This is a genomic window from Sutcliffiella halmapala (assembly GCF_050107295.1).
In the GTDB taxonomy this organism is placed as follows: Bacteria; Bacillota; Bacilli; order Bacillales; family Bacillaceae_I; genus Sutcliffiella_A; species Sutcliffiella_A halmapala_A.
On record NZ_JBNIKR010000003.1, the window covers coordinates 1 to 24816 of the forward strand.

Sequence of the window (24816 nt, forward strand, 5' to 3'; positions counted from 1 at the left end):
AAATTCAATATAAAATGGGTGTTTGCTATTATCAAGACAGTATTCAATTCTTTGCTTAAAGTTTCCCACGGTTACCATTTCTAACGCTTTCTCAATAGGATAGAACCCTACTTCTAGACTCTCTGATGAAGTTGTTAATTTTCCTCCTATTGGCTTAGCCAAAAACAGCGTATTACAGATTGATTTGTTCACATTTTGAAATATTCCACAGAATTTCAGAACTTCAATATCAATACCCGATTCCTCTTTAGTTTCTCTTACTGCGGCATCTTTCAAAGACTCGCCTTCTTCAACTATTCCACCTGGCATTTCCCACCCTCTACTAGGTCCCTTAATTAACAAAATTTCCTTTTCGTCATTGATTACAATAGTTGCTGCTGAAACAAAATGTTTTGGTGGTGTGTAAATTTGTTGTGTACTTTGTACCAAAATAACCCCCCTCTTTTTATGTTATTCTTCTTCAACAATCCTGCCCTATAGTGGAATAACTAAGGCTTTCCGATTACAGGGAAATGAGTTAGAATATCATCCAATTCTCTTATTAGCCTAATTAAAGATGTTTGATCTGATTCATATTCGAATTTAAGAACAGCACCATAGCCCGCAGGATAGCAGGTCTCAGCTGTCCACAACATCTGACCTAAATTGTTCATTTCACATTCAAACTGCAAATAACTATCTAAATTTTTTAGGCTTGCTTTTCCTCTTAAAGAGCGCTTCAATAATTTAAGTTCATTAACAAAGTCTCTTAATTCATCAGTTCTTAAATCTGCATCAAAACTAACAATGTAGCCTGGAATCTCTATTCTTATTTTCGATTTAACCCAATTACCATCCCAATAATCGAAACTGTTAGGATAATTTCGATGTAACACATCAATCTCTATTTTTGTTTCCTTACCTAAAAGATGGAATTTCATTTACTCACCTCTAAAAAACAATTCGTATTAGGAATTAACAATCTTCTCTTCTACAATGCCCTATTGCTTAATACCAATTATTTCAAATATCGACCATTAACTCAATATACAATTTCACAAAAATATGCAGCTTACCTTGTTCCAGATAATGCTTCTTTTATTCAACAATAAAACATATTTTTTTGAATATTCATAATGTATATAAGGGAATTTATGGTATTATAAGAATGTACGTTATTCATTTTGTCTGTTAATTGAAGTGATATATTCTTTGGGGTTATCGAATATTTGAATCGATTCCTTCTATTATCCGTATTCAGTGAAGGGGTGGTATTTTTGAAGAGATATTTATTTTTCGTATTGCTGGTTTTAGTGGTGGAGATCGGAATTCTTGTCGTAATATCGTTGATTTTTGATACGAACCTGTTAACGACATTCTTTTATGGTTCTTGTTTTTTCACTTTCTTTGCATTTTTAATCGGAACAACAGGCGATGCATTATCTAAGAATTCTCAAGTCGCTGTTTTTGATTCTTTGTTAGGGAGTTATAAACCTCAACACGAGAAAATGACATTTTCAATCAGTCCATTTTTAATAGGATCTTTGTTATGCCTTGGAACTTATTTTTCCTTGTACTACTTGGGTGTCATTGGATAATAATCGATATATTACTTGATTTATTTGGGGATGGGGGGGTTCATTTGAAGAAAAAAGACTTTATCAGTATCGCCTTCATCATTTTATGCGTTATTACCACCATAGCTGTCATTAGAGAACAAGATGCATTGGATGTGATGGGAGGGCTGCATGACGACAATGACGAATTAACGAAACGAATTTCTGATTTAGAAAAGGAATTTGAGGAAAGTTCTAAGTTAAAGAAGGATTATGATAACTTAAAGGAAAAACACGCCCTTTTAGAAAAAGAAGTGGATGAGTTGAAAACTTCTGTTAACTACGAGGACTTTGTGGAAGCGATAAGCATAATCGAAGCCTATAAAGTAGTACAATCATTCAGAGATGTTGAAGAGTTCTTGGCATGGGGACCTAATATTGGGATGGGTACTATGGACCGCGAGGGAACGTGCCCTTGCTCGCTTACCTTTGGTCAAAAAGGTATTTTATGGGAGCCTAATGCGGTGCTTGATCTTAGGGAATTTAGACACGAAAAAGACAAAATAATCCTAACCTATAATACCACAGAAGATATAGAGAAGGATTATCAATTTGTAATGACCAAGTCAGCAGGATGGAACGATAATAAAGAGAAATGGAAAATAGCAGAAATTATTCAAGAAGAGAAAGTGGAATAAAGATGGGTCTGAACTTGAGAAGAGATGTCCGAAAACTCTTGAGGGACATAACTGAATAATCTAAATAAACGCAGGGATAGCGACCCCGTAATCATTGTTGGTGTACCCTTCATGCAGCCTATAACGTGGTTGGAATTATTATATATTGTAATGAGCTTAAGTTTAGATCACTTAGCTGTTCAACAATTGTTCAAAAGTTTGTTTTAGTGCATCAATCAGTTTTTCATCCAATTCTTTTATACTTACAAGGATCTCCAAATCAACGTCTCCTTTTTCTGATCTATTTTAATTTCAATAAAGAAAACAGAACTTTAAATAGAATAGGCGATAAACCACTAAAATATCTCGAATTCAGGTCTTCCACATAATGGCCCGATAGTTGAAGATTAATATCTACATTTTTAAGTTAATCCATTGTAACTTCGTGGTTTATTGGTCAGTAAAATAAAAAATAGAGAAACGATTATTTCGTTTCTCTAAAGTATATCCATATTACTTCATTTCCGGAAAATTATGAATCCCAATCCGATAAATCGTGAACAGATTCCGAAGAATTATGGAAATTTACAATTAACCAGCTTCCGTACGTTTCCACTTCTTCCCGTACTGAACAAATAGCAATCCTAATTCATGATGATCGCCTTCGTAAATCGCACATTGTGCAAAGCGGTCCTCGCCATTCGTGTCCACGACCTGCAGCTTGCAGAATGCTCTGTTTTGCTGAAGCGCTTCGTAAAAGCCCTCTACCGTAGAAACCGGGATACCATTTACTTTTACAATGATTTCCCCGATCTGGAGATTCATTTTTTCCGCAGGACTTTGTGGAATCACTCCCAAAATGATCAGCCCTTTATCTCGTTGAACGAAGATTGGCTGGCTTTCATCATCATGGGTGCGCACTCTGTAGTGGATAAATTCCCTTCCAAACACCGCCAGGACAGCTGAAAGGATGGCTGCTGTCTCCCACCATACTCCTGCAATGGCCAGGGCCAAAATCAAGACCCCAAGCGCCGACATCTGACGCCCCGTAATTGGGACGGTTTCCTTTGGAAGGCTTGCTTTCAATCTTTGATAAAAGCCCATTGCGAAAGGAACGAGCCAGATGGAAAACGACTGTTCTCCGACTTGAAGAACCGGCCACCACTCAAAGCTGGTTTGTAGGGCCTCCCCGGGAACCAGCACGAACAATGGCAGTACCCATACACGTTGGGAAACATGAGATCCGACCGGAAGTCCACGCTTGCTTTTCTCCAATTGAGGCGACGTTTGCGTGGATGCCTGCCTAATAACCAGCATTCCCTCTGCAATCATGAGAATCCCCATGAGGACAGCCATGCTTGGTAGATGCGTCTCCGCTATTGAAGATAATAACCGATCCACACTTGCTATACCGGTTGTCCATTTCGGAAGCAGGACAACCAACAAAAGAGAAAAACCGAATATGTAGCCTGTTGAGAGGAAACGAGGCTTAATAAACAGGGTAAAAACCACTGTGACAATACTGATCAAAAAAATGGTTCCAAATGGAAGAATGATTCCTGCACCAAGTGTAAGTATGGATAAAGCCAGTCCCAAAACAAGCGTCTTCAACGCTTTTTGCAACTCAGTGAGACCATATTCCACCCGGATGTGAAAATCATGACGCTCCCGCTTGACGCGAAAATAACCTAATACCACTGCTACGGCCATGGTTACATAAAAAACAGGATGGATGAATAAGCGACCCACACCCTTCAGTAACTCCAATAACCATGATTCTATCATCGAATCACCGCCTAACATCGTCTGAAATATCTGTTGTTCTTATTATTTTAACACAAAAAAGCCGGTCCTCACCATAGGAGAAGCCGGCCTTGAAAATTTATTTGAATAAGTTTTTCATTGCTTCCTGAAGCTGTACATCATTCTTTTCGGCACGGACCGCTTCAAGCAGCTTGGACTGGATAAGCTCTGCAGTATTGCCATCAACCTTCCCTGTTGCGGAAAGTTCATTTTCCGATTGGAAGCTCTTTACGGCAGTTTCTGTTTCCTTGCTGAAGTAGCCATCCTCACGTCCTGGATCAAAGCCCAGACCTTTTAGCATAAGCTGAACATTTTTCACTTTCTCACTATTCGTATCGTAGCCCAGTTGTTCTTCTTTTTCCAGATTGATCGGATTTGCATAGAAGAAATCCGGCTGCTTCACAGGAATAGTAGGTTCCACTCCTTTTTCATGAATCCAGTTTCCATCTGGGGTCAGCCATTTGTATAGCGTCAGCTTCAGGTTGCTGCCATCGCCCATTGGCACCGCCTGCTGAACAGTCCCTTTACCAAATGAAGCATCTCCGACGATTTCATAATTTCCAGCCTCTTTTAAGGCACCTGCCAAAATTTCAGAGGCGGAGGCACTTCCTTTATCAATCAATGTGATAATCGGATATGGCTTTTGTTCTGTAATCGAGGAGAAGAAGCGCTGCTTTTCTCCATTACGCTGTTCTATCTGTACATAAGGCTTATCCTTGGTCACCAATTCGGAAGCAATGACCTGCACCTGCTCGAGCAAGCCTCCTGGGTTTCCACGGACATCGACAACAAGGCCCTCGATGTTCTGTTCCTCCAATGCAGCGAGCTGCTTTTTAAAATCCTCACCCGTATTTTGGGAGAAGGATGTAATCTGAATGTATCCGACCTTTTTACCTTCATGGTCATAGGTTTCCGAGTAGACGGTTTCAATCGGTATCGTATCACGTGTCACTTCGACCACAAACGGATCCTGTACGCCAGGGCGCTGAATCTGAAGCTTTACAACGCTACCCTTTTCCCCGCGGATTTTCAGTACCGCTTGGTAAAGGTCCAAACCTTCAATGTCCTCTTCATCCACTTTCAGAATCTGGTCATTTGGCTGCAATCCCGCTTTTTCTGCAGGGGAGCCTTTGAATGGGGAGACGATGGTCACTTTGCCATTTTGCATGCCAACCTCCGCACCGATTCCCTCAAAAGAAGATTCAAGGGATTGGTTGAACTGATCGGCGGTTTCTTTATCCATATAGACGGAATAAGGGTCCTCCAACGTATCTACCATACCTTGGATGGCACCTTGAATGAGCTTTTCGGATTCTACTTCCTCGACATATCTGGAGGAAATCAATTCATATGCCTGTTGGATCTTCGCCATTTGGGAGTCTAGATCCTTGGCTGTTTCTTTTGATGGTTCTTCAAGTGTGATGTCATAATCCTGTGACTGCTGAGAAGGAACAGCGGAAACCGGGTTCGACCCTAGCCATGTAAGAGCGGCATATGTGCCTCCTGCCCCAACTAAAACGGATAGTACCATTAATAATGTGACGATTTTGCGATTCATGAAAGCTCCTCCTCATCCCTATACCCAATACCGAACGACTAATATATGAGCAATTGTATCACAGCCCTGCATGGTTGGAAATTAAAAACGCTTATGTAAACGGTCTGCTGTATCGATTGTTTCATCACTCGCTAAGTAGGTAGGCTAATGTTGCAGTAAAAGGCATTACACGTTGAAAGTGTAATGCCTTTTGTCAGAAATAGTATATGTGGTGCTTGTACATAATATGTGTACTTTTTAGAAATTAATATAGTTGGCTGGGTTTACTGCATTGGACTTGGAACCATTCCATGAACCTTTGTGCAATTCAAAGTGTAAATGCGCCCCGAATGAATATCCAGTGTTACCCATTATACCGATTTGCTGGCCTTTGGATACGGATGTACCAGCTGGTGCTCCCGGACGCTCCAGATGAGCATAAACCGTTGTAAATGTTTGGCCATCAATGTAGTGAGTGATGAATACTACATTTCCATAAGAACTGGAGTAGTAGGATTGGAATACAGTACCGCTCGCTGCTGCCACGACTGGTACATCACCAGATCTACCATTTTTTCCGATATCAACACCAAAGTGATTTCCACCCCAACGTCCGCCATAACCGGAAGTAACGGATCCTGTAGCTGGTCGTGTCCAGTCACCGGATGATACTGGCGGTGGAGAAACTACATGTGCTGGCGGTGCGGGCTTTCCGGCTGCTGCTGCCGCTTCAGCAGCTTTTCTGGCCTCTTCCGCTTTTCTTGCTTCCTCGGCTTCTCTTCTTGCACGCTCTTCCGCTTCTTTTCTTGCGCGTTCTTCTGCAGCTTTAATTTCTGCGCGAATCGCTTTTTCTTGTGCCGCTAGGATCTGCGCTTCATTTTCAAGCTCATGGATCTCATGCATCGTTTCTTGCTCTTTTTTCTTAAGCTGTGCCATTAGGGCATCTTTTTCTTTGATTTGGTTCTTTAATTGAACTTCCATCGCTTCCAATTCTGTCAGCTGTTGCTCTAGGGAAGCCAGTTTTTCACGTAGTTCCAGCTCTTTATCCTCTAATAGCTGTAAGTCCTCTTGATGAGCTTTTAAAATATCACGGTCTGCTTGTACAATCGTAGCTACCGCACCAACGCGGTCTAAGAAATCTCCAAAGCTTTGTGCTCCCAGTAATACATCCAGGTAGTTAACGGCTCCTCCACCCTGTTGGAAAGAGCGAGCGCGATCTTTTAGAAGCTCATTTCTTTTTTCAATACGTTCTTTTAAAACAACAATCTCTTCTTGAAGTTTTGTAATATCTTTTCTTGTACCATCAATTTCTTCTTTTTTCGCACTGATTTTCGCTTTTGTTTCACCGACTGCTATATCTAATTGCTTTACTTCTTCCGCTAAAGTCTTCTGTTCGGCCTGAAGCTGATTCACTTCATCCTGCTTACCGGACCTTGTTGATTCATTATTGGATTGTTCATTTCGTACGTCATTCAGCTTTTCTTTTAAATTTGCAGAAGCTGTATCTGATAAGCCAGTAGAGAAAAATCCAGAAAATCCTATAACGGCAGCAATAGCGACTGTACCAATCTTTCTTCTCATCCCTTGTTTCCCCCTAAAATCTTATGTACTGATAGGGATTAATTACCAATCCCTATCAGGTTTTTGTTTTTTTATTATGGGTAGACCATTTATATGGATTCTTTTAAACTCGCAAAAACTTCCGGACGGACATCATGCTTCCCCAAACACCGATGAATGCACCAATTGCAACCAGGATTCCAATGACTTGGAAGGCGAAAGGATAGAACGGAAGCAGTTGAATGAATGTGCCCTGGATTCTCGGTTCTACCAAATCTATTAGATAATAGTAGGATGTGAGAATGATTCCGATAGGCACGATGGAACCCAGCACTCCCAGCCAAAGTCCTTCAAGGAAGAACGGCCAGCGGATAAAGCCGTTGGTTGCGCCAACCAGCTTCATGATTTCGATCTCTTTTCTTCGTGCAAAAATGGTGATCTTGATTGTATTGGAGATCAGGAACATGGCAGTAAAGACAAGTCCAAGAATCAAGGCAAGACCTACGTTTCTAGCAATCTCGAATACTTTAAATAACCGTTCCACCGTTTCGGCCCCGTAAATGACCTTATGTGTGAAATTCATTTCATCTATTTTTTTCGCTGCCGCGATCGTGTCCTGCGGATTAGCTGTCTTTACAATAAATACATCGTATAGTGGATTGTTCTGTTCAAACAGCTCGAATGCGCCACCATCGTCACCAAAGCTGTCAACCAATCCTTTCAGTTCTTCTTCCTTTGATGAATAATCGACCGTTTCGACTTCGGGTAATTTCTCTATCTGATCGCGAAGTGCGTTTTGATCTTCCTCTGTTGCTGTAAGGTCTATGTGCACTCGGATCTCTACGTCTTTTTCAATTTCATTAGCAACGCTATTCAGGTTCATCATGAGGACAAGGAATACTCCGACGAGTAATAATGTCACGGTTACGGCACTGACGGATGCAAATGTCATCCAGCCGTTTCTTGCTAAGCTTTTAAGGCTTTCCCTGAAATGTCGCAAGAGAGTTCTAGGCTTCATATCCGTAGTCCCCCTCTGCTTGGTCACGCGCGATTCTTCCGTTCTCAATTGCAATGACACGCTTCTTGATCGTGTTTACAATTTCACGGTTATGCGTCGCCATGACAATGGTTGTGCCCTTGTCGTTAATTTCTTCAAAGATGTTCATGATTTCCCATGAAGTATCAGGATCAAGGTTTCCTGTCGGTTCATCGGCAATCATTACCTTAGGGCTATTTACAATCGATCGTGCAATGGATATACGTTGCTGTTCTCCACCGGAAAGTTCATTCGGCAGATGGCGAGCTTTGTGCTTCAGCTTTACTAGATCTAAAACTTCCATCACACGCTTCTTTATATTTTTCGGACTTTCTTCAATAACTTCAAGCGCAAAGGCTACATTTTCATATACAGTTAATTGCGGGAGGAGTTTGAAATCCTGGAAAACCACTCCGATATTTCTTCTTAAAAGTGGAACCTTGCTTTCCTTCAGTTTGGATAGGTTCACCCCGTCTATAATGATGGAACCACTTGTCGGTTTTTCCTCGCGGTACATCATCTTGATGAAGGTGGACTTACCAGCACCACTCGGGCCTACAACATAGACAAACTCTCCAGCTTTAATGTTTACATTTATTCCATCAACAGCTTGAACGCCGTTAGGATATTTTTTAAAGACGTCTTGCATTTGTATCATTTAATCACCTATTGGGTTAGAATATTTGAATAGATTACTTGATGAAATTTTAATAAATACTGTATAGCTGCTACTTAGGGTCAGCTAATTCCACAAGTGGATATGTATATTTATCACAAATTTCCGCATAAATTCACTTCTTCATTATAACATCTATTTCGACAAAATCAGAGTTTTAATTATTACAGTTTCTTTTCAAATCGGAGTCATAGCTGGAAATAGAGGTTGTTTTTTCCTAAAATGAAGAAATTCCGTGGATAATGTCGATGAAAAACGATAGAAATCTATCTTTTCCTGGGGAATTTTGTAGGATGATAATAAAACATGGCCGGAGTTCACAGAACCCCGGCCATGTTTGTTAGTTGTTATTTCTATTCAATAGTCAATACATCTGCACCTAGTATAGCCCGGTCCAGTTCACCTTTCTTCGCATACACCGCTACACGGTATTGTCCTGCTGGCAACACTGTACCATTCACTAAAGTACCGTCCCAGTCATGATAGTTGTAGCCTTTGCCAAGATCTCCAGCATATAGAGCATCCCCCACATAGGATCCAAGCCCCCCTGCAGCATTTGCAGTGTAAACCCAAACCTGCAATTCTTCTGCTCCGCCCGGCAAGTAGGAGTAGAATTCAAACTCGTTGCCACCAAGTGCCGTAAATCCAAAGTGTGTCACACGAGGATAGTCAGGCTCCCCAATAAATAGGATAGTAGGAACCTCAATTACTGTGTCTCCCTCAGAAACAGTTAAATGTCCTTCATAGTAACCAGCAGCTAATTTAGATGCATCCACTTGAACATTCACATTGACCTTTTGGGTTTTGCCAGGATTAACTTTCAGGTTTTTACTGGTAGACACCTTCACATGTTTGCCTACTTCATTTTTGAAAGTAAATTCCGCAGAATACACTTTGGTTTCGTCAGATAGATTTTGAATCTCAAACTGTTGTTTTTCCACTTGCTTTCCTTTCGGCTTTTCAAAGGTTCCAAAAGAATAGCTTCCCGGATTAACCAAAGTTTCAGCTTTAAGCGCATCCACTACTCGAATGCTTCCTGCCCCTTGTGTGTTGTGCGGATATTCTGTTCCTGTTGCCGGGTTGATCAGCTTCTCGGCTGTATTCATCAATGCCGATTTCACTTCATAGACACCCCAGCCCGGGTTAGCCTGCAAAATCACTGCCGCAGCACCAGCGACATGCGGGGAAGCCATGCTTGTCCCTTGCTTCGCTCCATATCCGTGAGGGGAATCAGGATTGAATGTTGGAACTGTACTCACGATATTAACACCAGGTGCGGAAACATCCGGCTTGATCATCCACGTATCAATTACAGGACCGCGGGATGAGAAGTCAGCCATTGATTCGCCCACCGCTTTATCAAATTGGATATTAAAGCTTACTGTCACGTCTGCCACTTTTGCTTTTAATGCTTCTCCATCCTCCTGGTTCAGCATGATCGTCGGAACCGCCATTCCTGGAATCAGCGGCATTGTGCCTTCCACGTTATTGTATAGAACGGCTCCTTCCGCACCTGCTTTTGCCGCTTCCGTTGCTTTGTCCACGAATGGGATACCTGCTCCACGGCTGATCAGAGCGATTTTACCAGTCAAATCTTTTCCTTCAAAATCAGCTGGTGCACCAAATCCTACATCCACCAGTTCAAAAGCTTTTCCATTCAAGGATAATAATTCCGCTTCCGATGGGAATCCTTGCACTGCTGAGGATGCGTAGGATACGCCGTCCGATGAAGTGGTTGCTGCCTTGTAGACATTATACGGCAATTGTGTTGCCCCAACGGAGATCGCTTCTCTTGATGTACCAGGAGAACCGACTGTCCAGTTATTTGGACCACTGTTTCCGTTGGAAGTAACCGCTACTACGCCCTCTGCCATTGCTTGATCCAAAGCGATGGAGGTTGCCCAATCCGGTGCATTCAAGGAATTGCCTAAAGAAAGGTTCATGACGTCTGCACCGTCTTGCACTGCGCGCTCAATCGCTGCCACTACATTTTCCGTAGATCCACTTCCACCAGGGCCAAGAACACGGTATGCAAGCAAGGTTGCATCAGGTGCTACCCCTTTGATCTGTCCATTCGCCGCAATGGTACCTGCAACGTGGGAACCGTGTGTCGTCTCTGCTCCACGTGGATCTCCCTTAGGAGTTTCCTGTGGATCATTGTCGTTATCAACAAAGTCCCATCCAAGATACTCACCGAAATTCGGCGCCAAATCCGGATGCGTGTAGTCGACACCAGTGTCAATGACAGCTACTGTCACACCTTCACCGGTAAAGCCTAGATCCCATGCTTCGTTTGCTCCGATAAATGGGGCCGAATCAAACATCGCCGGGCTGTTTTCCTCCTCCGAAACTAGCTCCTCTGTCGTGGTGTACTCCACGTTAGGATAAACAGCCTTTACTCCAGGGGTCGCTAGCAGACTAGGAATCTCGTTTGCCGGCAGCTTCAAGGAGAACCCTGAAAATACATAGTCATATTCCCGGTTCACTTTATTTGTTGATACCCTTTTATCCAATTCATTCTTTACAAGTTCACGAGCACTTTTCAAGCTTTGCTTCGTTTGCTTTTTCCCATTGTGCTTCGCTTCTACAATGGACTGTTCCTGTAATTCAACAAGAACGGTTACCGCTTCTGAGGAAGATAAATCGAAATCACCCTGTAAGGTAGCTAGTTCTCCCCCTGAATTTTGTGAGTTAGCTTGTACACCATTTGAAGAGAATGCACTAAAGACCAGTACAATCGCAAACAACGGCATAAGAGCTGTCATCCACTTCTTTTTCAAATCTCCCACTCCCCCATACTTTTAGTTAATGGCAGCACACTATACTCTGAATATTCAGAACTAAGGATGCAGACCATTACATAAATTGTCATTCGACAATCTAAATAAAAGTATATTTACAAAAATTCTTATTTTCAATATAATTTTCCATCCCTTTGGCGAATGAAAGAAAAAGGGGAAAATCGGAGCGTTAATATGTAATATATTCCCTTTATATGTAGATTCAACGCACTATTTTCTGAAAATAAAAAATAGTATAATAGATAGAGTGTTTTTTATATCAGAAAAGCATTTGGTAATTTTTAGTTGAATTTAAAAAGGTTTCTTCCAAGGGTAATTCCCTAAAAGAAACCTTTTTCCGTCATTATTTTTGCTCCGCCAACCAGGCTGCAACCGTAGTCGCTTCTTCACCTTTGACGATGCCGCCCTTCATTTGGCCTTGGCCGTTTGCAATGATCTCTTCAATTTCTGCCTGGCTGTACTTGCTTCCTACCTTCTGAAGGTTTGGACCGAAGCCGCCCTCCAGGTTACCGCCATGACAGCTTGAACAGCTTTGCTGGAAGATTTGTTCCGCTTCCGCAGTATCAACGGCACCGCCGCCCTCTTCTGCAGGTGCATCAGTGGCTGTATTGTTCTCTTCTCCGCCACCACACGCAGCCAACGTGAGCAGTGACGTTCCAAATACGAATGCTAAAAAGTACTTTTTCATCAGGTTGTCCTCCTAAGGATAGAAGTAAAATATACCAACATGACATTATTATATCCTACCTATTCCCTTCTATTCCCTTTTAAAACCTTCGCCAAGTACCTCGGAAGCATTCATTACGACCACAAACGCAGATGTATCAATGCTCCGCACCACTTGTTTCAATTTTGTGAATTCAGTTTGATCGACCACACACATCAGAACAGGTCGCTCATCCTCCGTATAACCGCCAGTAGCAGAAAGCTTGGTCACACCGCGATCGATTTTCGTCAGAATCGCTTGTTTTACCTCTTCTTCCTTTTGCGTAATCACGATTGCCATCTTAGAATACCCAAGCCCGACCTGAACAAAATCAATCGTTTTGCTTGTTACGAAAAGACCGATGAGTGCATACATTCCTAGCTCCAGATCGAATACGATCGCTGCTGAAATAACGATTAGTCCATCTATGGCAGCAACACATGTACCAAGTGTGAGGCCAGTATACTTATGGATGATTTGAGCTGCAAGGTCGGTACCACCAGTAGAAGCACGCCCACGGAAGACGAGACCAAGTCCTAGACCTACCCCAATCCCTCCGAAAAGACTTCCAAGCAACGGATCTTTTGTCGCAGGCTCAAGTCCAGCTGTCCAAAGTACAATCAACGGCAGGGTAATCGTCCCAACCAGTGTCTTTAAACCAAATTGTTTTCCGAGCAGGATGACGCCTGCAAGGAATAACGGAATATTGAAGCAAAGTTGCACAATACCCGGCTCCCACCCCAGAGTGGCATCCAGAATCGTACTGATCCCGCTTACTCCGCCAGATGCCACCCGATTCGGAAGCAAGAACAGGTTAAAGGCAAGCGCCACAATGGCGGAGCCCAAAATTACATATGTATATTCTTTTACCCGTTGCATAACAGGATTTACTTGATAACCATTTCTATTACGATGTTTCAATTTGCTGTCCCTCCAAAGTTGTACCTATTAAAAAAATTCACACAACGAGCAAGAGTATAGCACGCGGATGAGGCGGTGTAAATGGTATTGGTATAACGTGGTAAAGCGTTAAATGGACGGGCGTTTGGTGGTAGTGTTTGTTAGTTTGACTGGTTTTATGAGGGGGGGCTGGTATTTGGGGCGTGCGGGGGTTTTGTAACCGAGGCGTCGTAGGTGAGGTCGATATTTGTCTGTTCATGTGGAATGGAGCGGTAAATTGAAATTATCGGGCGAAAAAATAAAAAAGCGGGCGGAAAAACCCTATTATCGGGCGCAAATTTAATAAAGCGGGCGAAACTAACCTGTTATCGGGCGAATCCGCATTTGATACCCGTACCCCTATAAGTATTAACCGGCCCTTCTGCTAAATAAAAAAGAAACCACCAGCCAATCGGCCGGAGGTTTCCAACATTTTATAGCTTCGAACGCAAATACGCATCAATAAACGGATCCAAATCGCCATCCATCACGGCCTGGGTGTTACCAACTTCCGTATTCGTACGGTGATCTTTCACCATGGAGTACGGGTGAAACACGTAGGAACGGATTTGGCTTCCCCAACCGATGTCCTTTTGCTCGCCGCGGATTTCATCCAATTCAGCCTGCTGTTCATCCAGCTTCTTTTGATAAAGCTTGGCTTGCAGCATCTTCATTGCACGTTCACGGTTCTTGATCTGGGAACGTTCTGTCTGACATGTTACCACGACATTGGTTGGGATATGCGTGATACGGACAGCGGAATCGGTCGTATTGATATGCTGACCACCCGCTCCACTCGCACGGTACGTATCGATTTTCAGATCTTCCGTACGGATGTCGATTTCAATGTTGTCGTCGAACTCCGGCATTACTTCACAGGATACGAAGGAAGTATGACGGCGGCCCGAGGAGTCGAAAGGTGAAATACGTACAAGGCGGTGTACGCCTTTTTCCGCTTTCAAATATCCATAGGCATTGTGGCCCTTGATCAATAACGTAACACTCTTGATTCCGGCTTCGTCGCCAGGAAGGTAATCCAGTGTTTCCACCTTGAAGCCTTTGCGCTCTGCCCAACGGGTATACATTCGGAGAAGCAGGGAACCCCAGTCCTGTGATTCCGTTCCGCCTGCACCAGGATGCAATTCAAGAATCGCATTGTTTTTGTCATGCTCCCCGCTTAGTAAAAGCTGAAGCTCAAATTTATTGAAGTCTTCAGTGACAGTTTTCACCTCAGAGGAAAGCTCCGCTTGCAGCTCCTCATCCGGCTCTTCTTTTAAAAGATCGTAAGTCAGTTGAAGGTTATCGTAGTTTTCGCTAAGTTCATTAAATTGGCTGACCGGCTCTTTCAGTGCGTTCGCTTCGTTGATGACAATCTGCGCTGCGTTTTGGTCATTCCAGAATTCCGGGTTGGACATTTCATTGTCCAGCTCCGCGATGCGTCGTTCTTTGACCTCTAAGTCAAAGAGACCCCCTAAACTCGACTAATCGCTTAGCCATTTTTTCTAACTCATGTCTGATTTCTACTAATTCCATATCATTCACCTCATATTTATTTCGCACAGATAGTTTATTGCTCACTAATAGTCTATTCTAACGTATTTTATGAAAATAAAAAAGTCGGGGAAGCTAGTTCTTTCCAATCGCACGAAAAAGCGGGGCCGACAAGCAGCCCCACCTTTTCAAAAAATTACTGTCCGCAGCAATTTTTATATTTCTTGCCGCTGCCGCAAATGCATGCGTCATTACGGCCGATTTCCATTACTTTTTTTACTGGCTTTTTCTTAGGAGGCTCGCCGCCGCTCTCTTTTGGAACGACCGCCTGGCCTTTTGCCACCTCTTGACGCTGAAGATTGTTGCGGATCTGTGCCTTCATCACATATTTCGCAACGTCATCCTCGATAGCCGCAATCATGTTCTCAAACATGGAGAAGCCTTCGAACTGGTATTCACGAAGCGGATCGATCTGGCCGTAAGCACGTAAATGGATACCCTGGCGCAGCTGATCCATTGCATCGATGTGATCCATCCACTTGCTGTCCACTGCACGAAGCACGACAACCTTTTCGAACTCACGCATCTGTTCTGCGGATAGCTCCTGCTCTTTTTCATCATAACGGGCCTTCACTTTTTCCAGGATAACTTCAGAGATTTCCTCTGGCTCTTTTCCACGGAAGTCATTGACCGTTACAGCACCCTCTTCAAGCAGGTTCGCTTCCACATAGTCCACGATACCTTGAAGATTCCACTCCTCAGGAAGGTCCTCTTTCGGAGTGTAAAGTCCGACATTGCGCTCGACAGAGGAAGTAAGCATTCTCTCGACCACTTCACGCAGGTTCTCGGAATCAAGCACTTCAAAGCGTTGCGTGTAGATAACTTCCCGTTGCTGACGAAGTACATCGTCATATTGAAGAAGCTGCTTACGCGCATCAAAGTTGTTACCCTCGACACGTTTCTGCGCGGATTCAACTGCACGGGAAACCATCTTGCTCTGGATCGGCTGGCTATCATCCATACCAAGACGCTCCATCATCGCTTTCATATTGTCGGATCCGAAGCGTCGCATCAATTCATCTTCCATCGATAGATAGAATTGCGTTACCCCCGGGTCTCCCTGACGTCCGGAACGACCACGAAGCTGATTATCGATACGGCGGGATTCATGGCGCTCTGTCCCGATGACCGCAAGACCGCCAACCTCTTTCACACCTTCACCAAGCTTGATGTCCGTACCACGACCGGCCATGTTCGTCGCGATCGTAACCGCACCCATCTGCCCGGCATCCAGGATAATCTGTGCTTCACGTCCATGGTTTTTCGCATTCAGGACATTATGCTTAATGCCTCGCTTTGATAAAAGACGTGAAATCACTTCAGAAGTTTCAATCGCAACCGTACCTACCAGCACCGGCTGGCCATTTTTATGGCGCTCTGCAATGTCATCCGCTACAGCGTTAAACTTGCCTTCAATACTTTTATAGATAAGATCAGCACGGTCATCACGCACGATATCCTTATTCGTCGGAATCGCAATAACGCTCATATTATAGATGTTGCGGAATTCCTCTTCCTCCGTTTTCGCTGTACCAGTCATCCCGGCAAGCTTTTCATACATACGGAAGTAGTTCTGGAACGTGATTGTCGCGAGCGTCATGCTCTCATTTTGTATATCCAAGCCTTCCTTCGCTTCAATCGCTTGGTGAAGTCCATCGGAATAGCGTCGGCCCTTCATCAGACGGCCGGTAAATTGGTCAACGATGACCACTTCGCCTTCCTGCACCACATAATCCACGTCATTGTGCATCGTTACATGCGCTTTTAACGCCTGGTTGATATGGTGGTTCAGGGCAACATGGGAGATGTCGAACAGGTTCTCGATGCCAAAAGCCTTCTCCGACTTCGTAATCCCTTCCTCGGTCAATTGAACACCTTTTGTTTTTACATCATATGTGTAGTCCGTGTCACGGATCAACGTACGTGCAAAAGCATTCGCCTGGATGTAAAGTGCCGCTGACTTTTGCGCACTTCCTGAAATGATAAGCGGTGTACGCGCTTCATCAATCAAAATGGAGTCGACTTCATCGATTACAGCATAGTGAAGAGGACGCTGTGTCATCTGTTCCTTGTACAGCACCATGTTGTCACGCAGGTAATCAAAGCCAAATTCATTATTTGTTCCATATGTAATGTCCGCTTTGTACGCTTCAATTTTTTCCTCACGGGAAAGACCGTTCAGATTCAATCCGACTGTCAGGCCAAGGAACTGATACAGCTCACCCATTTCCGTCGCGTCACGGCTTGCCAAGTATTCATTGACCGTAACAACGTGAACACCTTTACCGGTAATGGCATTCAAATAAACAGGCATGGTCGCAGTAAGCGTTTTACCTTCCCCTGTTTTCATCTCGGAAATATTCCCTTCATGCAAGGAAATACCACCCATCAGTTGAACCTTGTAAGGATAAAGACCCAATACACGCTTTGCCGCTTCACGGACAACCGCAAAAGCTTCCACCAGCATGTCCTCCAAGCTCTCACCCTTCTGGTAACGAGCCTGAAACTCAGCCGTCTTTTCGCGCAGCTGCTCGTCCGTCAGCTTTGCAACATCCGCGCTCAGTGAATCTATCTGATCCGCCATTTTATCCAGACGTTTTAGTTGACGCTTATTCATATCAAACACTTTATTCAATAAACCAAGCATATATGAACGCTCCTCTGTACCTATAGTCTAATAGCCTACAATAATATTTAAATTTTAACACTTCTTGGGTGAAGGTACAACTCAAAGCGGTGAGGCTTGGAGTAAGTAAAACCCATCCCTTCAGCGAAAATTGTCGAACCTTCCTCTTCACAAACTTAAAAAAGGGACCCGACATGGGCCCCTTTATCATCAATAGGATTCAATCAAACCGTATTTCCCATCGTTGCGCTTATACACGACATTCGTTTCGTTAGTCGCAGCATTCAGGAATACGAAGAAATTGTGTCCTAGCAGGTTCATTTGTAAAATTGCCTCTTCACTGTCCATCGGCTTCAGATTGTAGCGCTTCGTTCTCACTAAATCCGCTTCATCCTCCTCATCCTCCACTGCTACATGGGAAGGTGCGCCGTTGTCGATCACTTCATTGAATAAGTATTTTGGTGAACCCGTGTCACGAAGCTTACGGTTCACTTTCGTTTTATGTTTTCGGATTTGACGTTCCAATTTATCCACGACCAGATCAATCGCTGCATATAGGTCATCATGACTTTCCTCTGCACGCAGTACCAATCCTGTCATCGGAATCGTCACTTCAATTTTTTGTTGGTTGTTGTAGACTTTCAGGTTGACTTTGCTTTCTGCATTATCAGTTGAGTCAAAATAGCGCTCAATCTTTCCGATCTTATTCTCTACATAATCTCGGATTGCTGGAGTTACCTCAATGTTTTCACCGCGAACGTTGTACTTCATAAACGAACTCCTCCTTTTGTTACTGTTTGGAATCCTTGCCTCCAAACAATGCGTCTACACCTTTCCAATTTTAGGAAAGTTAAGCTTTTATTAAAGCTATGTAAACATATTTCTACAATACCCAACAGCTTTCCTGCCTAAACGTAAAATTAATGTGAAGATTTTGTGAATCCCTTTATTCCAATGACTCTGACGGGTGAAACAAGTATATGCTGGACAAAGGTAAAACTTGCCTCAAAATAAGAAAAACTCTCTGGAATTTCTCCAAAGAGTTAATGTGTCAGTAGAGGTAAAAGTTGCTTCTGCATATCAAACTTCCATTCCTCAAAAGCGGGAATAAGATAAGTGGAAAAGACCTCTTTTTCTTTTATAGGATGCGCACTGAAATGGCCTAATGACTCCAGTTCATCAATAAACCCTTCGAACTCGGTAATCACCTTCAAGGCATCCTTCTGATCTGAAAACCAATCCACCATAAAAACATGAGTCTCTACAATCTTGGTGATGGCCAAGTAGCTATCCTCTTTCACCTGTTTTGCTGTATTTGATGCAGGCTGGTCCGCATTATCACAAAGATAAAGAAAAGCCTCTTCCAATGATTCCAACAGCCCATTATACTGTTGCAGCACCAAGAACTCCTCTTCGTTCAAACGCATCATCCGTGACACCTAATTCCTCTTGTCATAATACATCCCATCAATCGAAATGCCAGCATAGGCCTGACCATACGCCTTTGCTGTTTTCTTTGATTGCTGGATCTGACCCCACTCCTGCTTCAGCTGCTTTTGGAACATCTCAAGTTTTGGGGTAATCTGCTGGCTTTTATCGGCCACACTGCGACCAAGCGCCATCTCAATCTCTGAAAAAGGAGGAGACAGCTTCTTCAGTAGAACATCACGGATCTGAAGGCCTTTGTCGATTTCTGCAATATACGTGTCACGTTGTTCTTCTGCAGGAAGCTCATTTTCCAAAAGAGCAAGAAGGTGTGTCGTCACCTTATCCAAATCCTCAACTACCGTCATTACGCCTGTCCACCCTGCGCAAAAGCCTGCTGACGGTTGGTTTGGATGACCTGCTTCCATGTATCGCGGAATTCAGTCATGAGCGCTTCGACTTCTTCGATGATCGATTCGTCGTTTTTGATATTGGCTTCAATTAAACGACGGTTCATGTAGTCGTACATGGACAACATAGATTTAGAGACTTCTAGATCGGTGTTTAACGTCACCATAAGCTCCTGAACGATTTTCTGGGCTTTTATTAGATTCGAATTTTTGAGTTCCAGATTCTTCTCTTCAATCCCTTTTTTCGCCAGTCTCATAAACTTTAAAGCTCCGTTATATAACATGAGGGTAAGCTCTCCTGGGGAAGCTGTAGAGACTGAATTTTGTTGATATGCCTGATATGGGTTATTGATTGCCATTATTGAACACTCCTTTTACGGTCACCCATTGTTGTAGAATTGACTCATTAGTTGCATGGATTGTTGATTGGATACGTTGATTGCTTTTTCCATGGCTGTGAATTGGCGCCAGTAGCGCTCTTCTTTTTGTTGGAGACGCATTTCGAATACTGAGATGTGTTGGTCGACGTTTAAAAGTTCACGACCAATGGTAAATTGTTGGCTCGTACGCATCGAATTTCCAGCACGGACTTCAATTTGTTGAATCGTTGTATCAACAGAATCTCTTAATCTTCTAGCTAAACCTTGAGAATTTTTATCTGCTCCGTTTGCAGTGAAAAGTTCCATTACAGATGCTGAATCTTGTTGAATAGCTTCTCTCAGCTTGTCTTCATTGATTACCAGCTTTCCATCATCACGATAATTCGCACTTGTAGTAATACCAATTTGAGCAAGCTGATTAAATGCACCAGTTGCACCTGATAAAGGCTCATAAAAATTCGATCTCAGTTGACCCAAACCAGAAGTAAGAATCGAATCATTTTTTAAAAGCCCACTTTTAGCCTTTTCCTCCCATTGCTCAATCTGCTTTTCTGATAGTGATTCCTTTTCTTCATCGGTTAAAGGCTTGTAATCACGATAGACGGCTTGTGAAGTTTTTTCATTTATTTTAGTAATTAAATCATTATACTTCTCCACATAATTCTTAATGGCATCGAAAGTTTTGTCAGTATCGTTATTGACGGTAATGACTGCTGATTCACCTGACATGTTTTCGTTAAGAGTGAATGTCACACCATTAACAGTGAATGTATTAGAATTTCTGGTGGTAGTTACACCGTTGATGGTAACTTGAGCAGCTGTTCCACCTTGTTCATTTGTTTCATTCAACCCGACGACACTTGTTAAAAATAGACCATCAAATTCTATTTCAGCAGTTGCGGAAGCGTCTTTAAAGGTTCCAGCTTCTCTTTTCGTCATCATCATGGTATTGGATTGTTCATCATAAAAAGCCGTAACACCTAATGAAGAACTATTAATCTTAGACATAACGTCTTCCATACTGGCTGTTCCATCAAATGAAAAAGTTTCAATAACTGCCTCACTTTGTTGATTGTAAGTAGTCATAGAGAACTCAAATGTATAATGATCATAATCAAAGCCTTTAACATTACTTCCTGATGGGATGGCATTTTTGAATGTCAGCTTCCCCGTATTCTCATCCAAAAGTACCTGGCTATCTGTTAAATCAGCCTCAGCAGTGTTTGTAGTTACAGTGAAAATTTTGTCTATCCCTGCTATATTTACTGTAATTTCACCATTGCCGTTTATACTTGCAGCATTTATCGCGCCTTTTGCTAGGTTAATAGAATTTGTCTCAGTAGCTATCGTTATATCATCTTGAGTAACAGTTTTTGAAACCCACATGTTACTCATTGCATCTCCGCTAGTGAATTTACTTCTCTGTTCCCACAGACCTTTCGATGATTCTAAAATTTCTCCAGAAGTAACAAATCCTGAAGTGGAGTTGGATGCTGCGGTTGCCACAGTTACATCAGAAATGGTATAGGTAGCATTAGCTGCAGTAGAAGAAGCACTAGCCGTTACCTTTGTATTACTGGAAGTTACCTGCTTCTGAGAATATGAACTCTGTAAAGTCATATCAAAAGACAGATTTCTAAAGTCCGTTAATAGTTTATTCAAATCTCGGTAGTCGTCACGCTTCCATTCTAGAAGCTGTTTTTGCTGTGTTAGTTTATTCATTGGAATTCGCTCAGCCTTCATTAAATCACTGACCATTTGATCTATATCCATTCCACTTGCAAAACCACTAATTCGCATTTGAGTCACCCCTAAATCTTTTTATCAACAAATAACCCCATATATTCCGTCATTGCTGCGTACATATCCAGAAACTTCTTGGATGGGATCTCCCTGATTACTTCATCTGTTGCAGAATCAACTACTTTTACGTAATATTCTTTTAGCTTGTCATGTAGTTCGAAACGAATAGAAACGTTTATAGGAGTAATGAACTCGTTCATTCCCTCCACTATCTTTTCCATCTGCATCTTGCTAAGTTCGGGATGCTTTTCTTTTGTTACCTGAATTGAATTTTCCACCTTATTTGAAACTGTCTTTTGATCTTGTAATCTAGTTGTGCTGTCTAAGCTGGGCCCTAATTTTGTTATATTCATGCGGGTTCCCTCCGACAAAATGTATACTCTAGTGATATTATCGGAGTGTTTTTGAAAAAGTGAAGGATGAAAAGTTCTTAATTAATGGTTTAATACTTGAATTCTCAATTATAAAGGATTTCGAAAGGAGAGAAGACACTTAGAAGAATTTAGTAAATATGGGCTCTTAAATAATAACTATTAAAAAACCTTAGGGAATACACCTAAAAGGTTTTTAAGTAAATTAACGAAGAAGTTGTAAAACTCCTTGTGGTTGTTTGTTCGATTGCTTTGCTACTATGTCTTTCGATCTTAGAATAGACTATATCTTCATCCTATTCATATAGGAGCTCGGCACTTCGAACAGTTTTCGCCGCCCTATGAGATTCATAGTCATAGCTTTCGCTTTAGACCGTACTTCTCTTTTTGTTGAACCTTCTCCAGAGTTTCCTCCAAGAAGCTTGGCTACCAATGATGAAATCAGCGTGAAACATTTTGTGAAACAAGAATCTTCGCGGTGTCATTGTGACGCAAACTTTCACGTACCTTGTTTCTTGAGCAGACTAGAAGTAGATTTCATGTTTTTTTGGAAAAGAACTCTAAATTGCTTTAGTATTCTTGTAGTAAAGCAAAAAAAGAGACCCTAGAAAACTAGAGTCCCTTTCAATTCATCTAAAATTAACGAAGAAGTTGTAATACACCTTGTGGTTGTTGGTTAGCTTGAGCTAACATTGCTTGAGCAGCTTGAGAAAGAATTGAGTTCTTGGTTTGACTCATCATTTCTTTCGCCATATCTACGTCACGAATTCGAGATTCCGCAGCAGTTAGGTTTTCAGAAGCAGTTCCTAAATTATTTATTGTATGCTCTAATCTATTTTGTTTAGCACCTAATTGTGAACGCTCATCAGAAACTAGTTTAATAGCTGAATCGATAGTTGCAATTGCGGCTGTAGAAGTCGCTGAATCTGTGCTTAAATCAATTCCATCTACTCCCAGAGCTGCAGACTGCATATCAGCAAAGTTTACTGTTAGTGTCTGTGTGTCGTTAGCACCAATTTGGAAAGTGAATGCTCCGTCACTAGCAGTACCTCCAGATACATTTAACAATTTTTCACCATTAAACTCAGTTTGTGTTGCAATTCTATCAATTTCGTCAATCAAATCATCTACTTCTAACTGTATTTCTGCTCTGTCATCAGCAGTGTTCGTATCATTGGATGATTGAACTGCTAATTCACGCATACGTTGCAGAATAGAATGTGTTTCATTTAAAGCACCTTCACCTGTTTGGATCATCGATATTCCATCTTGAGCATTACGAGAAGCTTGATCCAAACCACGAATCTGACCACGCATTTTCTCAGAAATCGCTAGACCGGCAGCATCGTCCCCAGCACGGTTAATCCGTAACCCAGAAGACAATTTCTCCATAGACTTCATTTGTCCTGCGGAAGCAGCATTCAATTGACGGTGCGTATTCAACGCAGCGATATTGTGATTAATTCTCATTATTATTTTCCTCCTTGAGTTGTCGCCGATTTCACGTCCTTGTGTAATCGGTACTATATTTGCAGATAGATCAAAAGTCGGCCGCCTTTTGATTCTATTTGCTTACATGTTTTATATCGACCTGTCTCGACAACGTTTAATAGGGTTTGGAGAAAAATTTACATTATTTTTTTATTTGTTTCGATAGGGCCTGAAGCAGGTCTAGTGAGGAGTGAGACGCTGCGTTGTTTTCTTCCTGGATGGATAGATAGATTTCTTTACGGTGTATCTCCACATGCTTTGGCGCTTCAATTCCAATCTTCACTTGATCGCCGTTTATGCCGATCACTTTAATTTCGATGTCATCGCCAATTTTGATTGCTTCATCTTTTTTACGCGTTAGTACTAACATGTCGTCTCCTCCTTTCTATTTCGCTTCAGCTTTTTGAAATAGTTTGTGTTTTGTTAAATAGGATGAACATGTTAGAATGACTTGCTTGCCAAGATTATTCTTTTTATTAATGACAACTGGCGCCTGCAGGTTTGCCGTTGTTCTTGTAAATGGTTCCTGGACAGTTAGCACTGTAAACACTTCCACATCTTCCGGGGCATTAAGTTCGAGCGCCTCGACAGTTTGTTCCTCCAGCTTAAAATCATAGTCCTTGAATAAAGCAAATGGATTTGTAACCACAAAGCCTAACTCTGGAGTACTTACACTCTGCAAAATCTGAAACACCCCATCCTCAGAAAATGGAATTACCGTGAACTGTTTTTCTTCATTGAATCCAGGTATCCCATTAGGAAAAGTCACAACATCCTGCTCCGATACTTCTAAAACTCCATGATATTTCGTCTCGATTTTCATCTTCTCACAACCTTATATAGTTTGTTCGTAGCCACCTGTACCGACATGGCGCAGGTTATCAAAATCTATCTTTAACGACTGGTATTTTGCAAGATTCACTTCTGTTGAACCAGGAGTGTAGTCATGAATCGGTTTATTGGTCTGAACTTGGATATTTGGCCTGTTTTCCTTGAAGCGGATTTCCACTTTTCCTGGATCATAGTCTATTTTCACACTAAAGTGGGAAGGAATCCAACCGATATTGAACTGATCTTGGGGACCTTCACTGTTTCTTTTCGCCTGCCGTGCAATTGCACCGCCACTATGCTCGATCCGCATCATTTCATTTCCGTCCTGAGCAACACGCGCCAACCCCTCCAGCCAATCCTGATAGCCTTGCTGGGCCGCTTCTTCAATCCGCCTTCCCACACTTTTCAAGTCCATATCTTCCCGGGCCTTGGTCTGGTCGATGCTTAAGCGGGAAGGGATTCGTTCAATCGTCAATTCCGCTTTCGGCTGTTCGATTGTCATTTCGGCCTTGGGCTGCTGGATTTCCTGAACCGGCTTTCTTATAGCCAATTCGGGCTGGGCAAATGTTGACTCCAATCTTATTTGAGGAAAAAGCATGGTAAACCCCTCCTATTCGTAAAAAACTGCCTTAAAGCTCTGTCATGCAGACAGCCCTAA

24 protein-coding genes are annotated in these 24816 nt (G+C 42.4%); 2 read left to right on the forward strand and 22 right to left on the reverse strand.

Annotation, left to right across the window (positions count from 1 at the left end; genetic code table 11):
* Positions 1 to 429 (reverse strand): NUDIX hydrolase (locus tag ACQCT5_RS06010; RefSeq protein ID WP_499640008.1); only part of this gene is annotated, 429 nt, incomplete at its 3' end.
* Positions 430 to 488: 59 nt separating this feature from the next.
* A complete protein-coding gene (locus ACQCT5_RS06015) occupies positions 489 to 920 on the reverse strand; it encodes a WapI family immunity protein (RefSeq protein ID WP_499640010.1) in 432 nt (143 codons plus the stop codon).
* Positions 921 to 1256: 336 nt separating this feature from the next.
* On the opposite strand from ACQCT5_RS06015, the gene ACQCT5_RS06020 reads away from it, so the two are divergent.
* Both ACQCT5_RS06020 and ACQCT5_RS06025 read left to right on the forward strand, forming a co-directional pair.
* A complete protein-coding gene (locus ACQCT5_RS06020; RefSeq protein ID WP_499640012.1) occupies positions 1257 to 1577 on the forward strand; it encodes a hypothetical protein in 321 nt (106 codons plus the stop codon).
* A 44-nt stretch (positions 1578 to 1621) separates the two neighbouring features.
* Positions 1622 to 2233, forward strand: coding sequence for a hypothetical protein (locus ACQCT5_RS06025; RefSeq protein WP_499640014.1), 612 nt, complete (start codon positions 1622 to 1624; stop codon positions 2231 to 2233).
* 570 nt (positions 2234 to 2803) lie between these two features.
* On the opposite strand, the gene ACQCT5_RS06030 is transcribed toward ACQCT5_RS06025, so the two are convergent.
* The 20 genes from ACQCT5_RS06030 to ACQCT5_RS06125 all read right to left on the reverse strand — a co-directional run bounded on the left by ACQCT5_RS06030 (position 2804) and on the right by ACQCT5_RS06125 (position 24756).
* Positions 2804 to 3997 carry a PDZ domain-containing protein gene (locus tag ACQCT5_RS06030; RefSeq protein WP_499640016.1) on the reverse strand — a complete coding sequence of 398 codons (1194 nt, stop codon included), beginning with the start codon at positions 3995 to 3997 and terminating at the stop codon, positions 2804 to 2806.
* A gap of 97 nt (positions 3998 to 4094) precedes the next feature.
* The gene (locus tag ACQCT5_RS06035; protein WP_499640018.1) at positions 4095 to 5573 is read right to left on the reverse strand and encodes a S41 family peptidase; all 1479 of its coding nucleotides are present in this window, start codon (positions 5571 to 5573) and stop codon (positions 4095 to 4097) included.
* A gap of 237 nt (positions 5574 to 5810) precedes the next feature.
* Positions 5811 to 7133 carry a murein hydrolase activator EnvC family protein gene (locus ACQCT5_RS06040; RefSeq protein ID WP_499640020.1) on the reverse strand — a complete coding sequence of 441 codons (1323 nt, stop codon included), beginning with the start codon at positions 7131 to 7133 and terminating at the stop codon, positions 5811 to 5813.
* A gap of 103 nt (positions 7134 to 7236) precedes the next feature.
* Positions 7237 to 8130 carry a permease-like cell division protein FtsX gene (gene ftsX / locus ACQCT5_RS06045; RefSeq protein ID WP_499640022.1) on the reverse strand — a complete coding sequence of 298 codons (894 nt, stop codon included), beginning with the start codon at positions 8128 to 8130 and terminating at the stop codon, positions 7237 to 7239.
* Positions 8120 to 8806: a cell division ATP-binding protein FtsE gene (ftsE, locus tag ACQCT5_RS06050; protein ID WP_499640024.1), complete on the reverse strand. Its 687-nt coding sequence runs from the start codon at positions 8804 to 8806 to the stop codon at positions 8120 to 8122. Before ftsE ends, ftsX begins: the two co-directional genes overlap by 11 nt.
* Positions 8807 to 9177: 371 nt before the next feature.
* A complete protein-coding gene (locus ACQCT5_RS06055; RefSeq protein WP_499640026.1) occupies positions 9178 to 11604 on the reverse strand; it encodes a S8 family serine peptidase in 2427 nt (808 codons plus the stop codon).
* 364 nt (positions 11605 to 11968) lie between these two features.
* Positions 11969 to 12313 (reverse strand): cytochrome c551, encoded by a 345-nt coding sequence (cccB, locus tag ACQCT5_RS06060; RefSeq protein ID WP_499640028.1) that lies wholly within the window; start codon positions 12311 to 12313, stop codon positions 11969 to 11971.
* 69 nt (positions 12314 to 12382) lie between these two features.
* A complete protein-coding gene (locus tag ACQCT5_RS06065) occupies positions 12383 to 13210 on the reverse strand; it encodes a YitT family protein (protein WP_499640553.1) in 828 nt (275 codons plus the stop codon).
* A gap of 494 nt (positions 13211 to 13704) precedes the next feature.
* Positions 13705 to 14803, reverse strand: a protein-coding gene (gene prfB / locus ACQCT5_RS06070; protein WP_499640030.1) for a peptide chain release factor 2 whose coding sequence is annotated in 2 segments (ribosomal slippage) — positions 13705 to 14730 and positions 14732 to 14803 — 1098 coding nt in all. Because the reading frame shifts where the segments join, the coding sequence is not laid out codon by codon here.
* A gap of 154 nt (positions 14804 to 14957) precedes the next feature.
* Positions 14958 to 17468: a preprotein translocase subunit SecA gene (gene secA, locus ACQCT5_RS06075; RefSeq protein WP_499640031.1), complete on the reverse strand. Its 2511-nt coding sequence runs from the start codon at positions 17466 to 17468 to the stop codon at positions 14958 to 14960.
* Between the two features lie 189 nt (positions 17469 to 17657).
* Positions 17658 to 18218: a ribosome hibernation-promoting factor, HPF/YfiA family gene (hpf, locus tag ACQCT5_RS06080; protein WP_224839949.1), complete on the reverse strand. Its 561-nt coding sequence runs from the start codon at positions 18216 to 18218 to the stop codon at positions 17658 to 17660.
* Between the two features lie 272 nt (positions 18219 to 18490).
* Positions 18491 to 18877: a DUF8042 domain-containing protein gene (locus ACQCT5_RS06085; protein WP_499640555.1), complete on the reverse strand. Its 387-nt coding sequence runs from the start codon at positions 18875 to 18877 to the stop codon at positions 18491 to 18493.
* Positions 18878 to 18886: 9 nt separating this feature from the next.
* The gene (fliT, locus tag ACQCT5_RS06090; RefSeq protein ID WP_499640034.1) at positions 18887 to 19240 is read right to left on the reverse strand and encodes a flagellar protein FliT; all 354 of its coding nucleotides are present in this window, start codon (positions 19238 to 19240) and stop codon (positions 18887 to 18889) included.
* Positions 19240 to 19641 (reverse strand): flagellar export chaperone FliS, encoded by a 402-nt coding sequence (gene fliS / locus ACQCT5_RS06095; protein ID WP_499640036.1) that lies wholly within the window; start codon positions 19639 to 19641, stop codon positions 19240 to 19242. The genes fliT and fliS overlap by 1 nt, the downstream gene beginning before the upstream one ends.
* 21 nt (positions 19642 to 19662) lie before the next feature.
* Positions 19663 to 21462 (reverse strand): flagellar filament capping protein FliD, encoded by a 1800-nt coding sequence (gene fliD / locus ACQCT5_RS06100; protein ID WP_499640038.1) that lies wholly within the window; start codon positions 21460 to 21462, stop codon positions 19663 to 19665.
* 11 nt (positions 21463 to 21473) lie between these two features.
* Entirely contained in the window at positions 21474 to 21818 is a 345-nt protein-coding gene (flaG, locus tag ACQCT5_RS06105; RefSeq protein ID WP_499640040.1) for a flagellar protein FlaG, read from the reverse strand.
* A 657-nt stretch (positions 21819 to 22475) separates the two neighbouring features.
* Positions 22476 to 23306 (reverse strand): flagellin Hag, encoded by an 831-nt coding sequence (gene hag / locus ACQCT5_RS06110; RefSeq protein ID WP_499640042.1) that lies wholly within the window; start codon positions 23304 to 23306, stop codon positions 22476 to 22478.
* A 163-nt stretch (positions 23307 to 23469) separates the two neighbouring features.
* Positions 23470 to 23697: a carbon storage regulator CsrA gene (gene csrA / locus ACQCT5_RS06115; RefSeq protein WP_499640044.1), complete on the reverse strand. Its 228-nt coding sequence runs from the start codon at positions 23695 to 23697 to the stop codon at positions 23470 to 23472.
* A 15-nt stretch (positions 23698 to 23712) separates the two neighbouring features.
* Positions 23713 to 24150, reverse strand: coding sequence for a flagellar assembly protein FliW (gene fliW / locus ACQCT5_RS06120; protein ID WP_499640046.1), 438 nt, complete (start codon positions 24148 to 24150; stop codon positions 23713 to 23715).
* A 12-nt stretch (positions 24151 to 24162) separates the two neighbouring features.
* Positions 24163 to 24756 (reverse strand): DUF6470 family protein, encoded by a 594-nt coding sequence (locus ACQCT5_RS06125; protein ID WP_499640048.1) that lies wholly within the window; start codon positions 24754 to 24756, stop codon positions 24163 to 24165.
* Positions 24757 to 24816 lie beyond the last annotated feature (60 nt).

Bases quoted from the DNA above. Each gene is read 5' to 3' on its own strand.
- secA (WP_499640031.1), bottom strand. From the start codon at position 17,468: ATGCTTGGTTTATTGAATAAAGTGTTTGATATGAATAAGCGTCAACTA.
- ACQCT5_RS06030 (WP_499640016.1), bottom strand. From the start codon at position 3,997: ATGATAGAATCATGGTTATTGGAGTTACTGAAGGGTGTGGGTCGCTTA.
- ACQCT5_RS06035 (WP_499640018.1), bottom strand. From the start codon at position 5,573: ATGAATCGCAAAATCGTCACATTATTAATGGTACTATCCGTTTTAGTT.
- hpf (WP_224839949.1), bottom strand. From the start codon at position 18,218: ATGAAGTACAACGTTCGCGGTGAAAACATTGAGGTAACTCCAGCAATC.
- ACQCT5_RS06065 (WP_499640553.1), bottom strand. From the start codon at position 13,210: ATGCAACGGGTAAAAGAATATACATATGTAATTTTGGGCTCCGCCATT.
- ACQCT5_RS06015 (WP_499640010.1), bottom strand. From the start codon at position 920: ATGAAATTCCATCTTTTAGGTAAGGAAACAAAAATAGAGATTGATGTG.
- ACQCT5_RS06040 (WP_499640020.1), bottom strand. From the start codon at position 7,133: ATGAGAAGAAAGATTGGTACAGTCGCTATTGCTGCCGTTATAGGATTT.
- csrA (WP_499640044.1), bottom strand. From the start codon at position 23,697: ATGTTAGTACTAACGCGTAAAAAAGATGAAGCAATCAAAATTGGCGAT.
- hag (WP_499640042.1), bottom strand. From the start codon at position 23,306: ATGAGAATTAATCACAATATCGCTGCGTTGAATACGCACCGTCAATTG.
- ftsX (WP_499640022.1), bottom strand. From the start codon at position 8,130: ATGAAGCCTAGAACTCTCTTGCGACATTTCAGGGAAAGCCTTAAAAGC.
- ACQCT5_RS06125 (WP_499640048.1), bottom strand. From the start codon at position 24,756: ATGCTTTTTCCTCAAATAAGATTGGAGTCAACATTTGCCCAGCCCGAA.
- fliS (WP_499640036.1), bottom strand. From the start codon at position 19,641: ATGGCAATCAATAACCCATATCAGGCATATCAACAAAATTCAGTCTCT.
- fliW (WP_499640046.1), bottom strand. From the start codon at position 24,150: ATGAAAATCGAGACGAAATATCATGGAGTTTTAGAAGTATCGGAGCAG.
- ACQCT5_RS06085 (WP_499640555.1), bottom strand. From the start codon at position 18,877: ATGATGCGTTTGAACGAAGAGGAGTTCTTGGTGCTGCAACAGTATAAT.
- fliD (WP_499640038.1), bottom strand. From the start codon at position 21,462: ATGCGAATTAGTGGTTTTGCAAGTGGAATGGATATAGATCAAATGGTC.
- ftsE (WP_499640024.1), bottom strand. From the start codon at position 8,806: ATGATACAAATGCAAGACGTCTTTAAAAAATATCCTAACGGCGTTCAA.
- flaG (WP_499640040.1), bottom strand. From the start codon at position 21,818: ATGAATATAACAAAATTAGGGCCCAGCTTAGACAGCACAACTAGATTA.
- fliT (WP_499640034.1), bottom strand. From the start codon at position 19,240: ATGACGGTAGTTGAGGATTTGGATAAGGTGACGACACACCTTCTTGCT.
- cccB (WP_499640028.1), bottom strand. From the start codon at position 12,313: ATGAAAAAGTACTTTTTAGCATTCGTATTTGGAACGTCACTGCTCACG.